The sequence below is a fragment of the Rheinheimera hassiensis genome (assembly GCF_022436675.1).
Lineage (GTDB): Bacteria > Pseudomonadota > Gammaproteobacteria > Enterobacterales > Alteromonadaceae > Alishewanella > Alishewanella hassiensis.
The window spans coordinates 1-1,235 of sequence record NZ_JAKUJZ010000021.1 but is presented as its reverse complement, the minus strand read 5'-3'; the positions used below and the strand labels follow the sequence as shown (position 1 = coordinate 1,235).

The 1,235-nt window shown below is 49.1% G+C and carries 1 protein-coding gene; it reads left to right on the top strand.

Going from position 1 to position 1,235, the window contains the following annotated elements; genetic code table 11:
* Positions 1 to 12 precede the first annotated feature (12 nt).
* The gene (tuf, locus tag MJX74_RS21455; protein ID WP_240225064.1) at positions 13 to 1,197 is read left to right on the top strand and encodes an elongation factor Tu; all 1,185 of its coding nucleotides are present in this window, start codon (positions 13 to 15) and stop codon (positions 1,195 to 1,197) included.
* The last annotated feature ends 38 nt before the right edge of the window (positions 1,198 to 1,235 follow it).

The window sequence follows — 1,235 nt, the reverse complement described above, 5'->3', positions numbered from 1 at the left end:
AAGGGTCTATTCATGGCTAAGGCTAAATTTGAACGTAATAAACCGCACGTAAACGTAGGCACCATTGGTCACGTTGACCACGGTAAAACTACTTTAACTGCAGCAATCACAAACGTACTGGCAAAGCACTACGGCGGTCAGGCATTTGCATTCGACCAGATTGACAAAGCGCCGGAAGAAAAAGCTCGTGGTATTACTATCAACACGTCACACGTTGAATACGATACCCCGACTCGCCACTACGCGCACGTAGACTGCCCAGGTCACGCCGACTATGTTAAGAACATGATTACCGGTGCGGCGCAGATGGACGGTGCTATTCTGGTAGTAGCAGCAACAGACGGCCCAATGCCACAGACACGTGAGCACATCCTGTTATCACGTCAGGTAGGCGTACCTTACATCATCGTATTCATGAACAAATGTGACATGGTAGATGACGAAGAGCTGTTAGAGCTGGTAGAAATGGAAGTGCGTGAGCTTCTTTCAGACTACGACTTCCCAGGTGATGATTTACCGGTAATCCGTGGTTCAGCGCTGAAGGGCCTGGAAGGCGACGCAGCATGGGAAGAGAAAATCCTTGAGCTGGGTAACGCACTGGATACTTACATTCCTGAGCCTGTACGTGCTATCGACAAGCCATTCATCATGCCAATCGAAGACGTATTCTCAATTGCTGGTCGTGGTACTGTAGTAACAGGCCGTGTAGAGCAAGGTATCGTTAAAGTAGGCGAGACAGTAGAAATCGTAGGTATCAAAGACACAGTAGCAACTACCTGTACAGGTGTTGAGATGTTCCGTAAGCTGTTAGACGAAGGTCGTGCAGGCGAGAACATTGGTGCGTTGTTACGTGGTACCAAGCGTGAAGACGTAGAGCGTGGTCAGGTACTTGCTAAGCCAGGTTCAATCAAGCCACACACTAAGTTCGAAGGCGAAGTGTACGTACTGTCAAAAGAAGAAGGCGGTCGTCATACTCCGTTCTTCAAAGGCTACCGTCCACAGTTCTACTTCCGTACTACAGACGTAACGGGTGCAGTTGAATTGCCAGAAGGCGTAGAGATGGTAATGCCAGGCGACAACCTGAAGTTTGTGGTTGAGCTGATTTGCCCAATCGCGATGGACGAAGGTTTACGCTTCGCAATCCGTGAAGGCGGCCGTACAGTAGGTGCGGGTGTAGTATCAAAAATCCTGGCGTAATAGCTAAGATGTGAAAAAGCCCCGTAAGGGGCTTTTTT

Bases quoted from the DNA above. Each gene is read 5' to 3' on its own strand.
- tuf (WP_240225064.1), top strand. From the start codon at position 13: ATGGCTAAGGCTAAATTTGAACGTAATAAACCGCACGTAAACGTAGGC.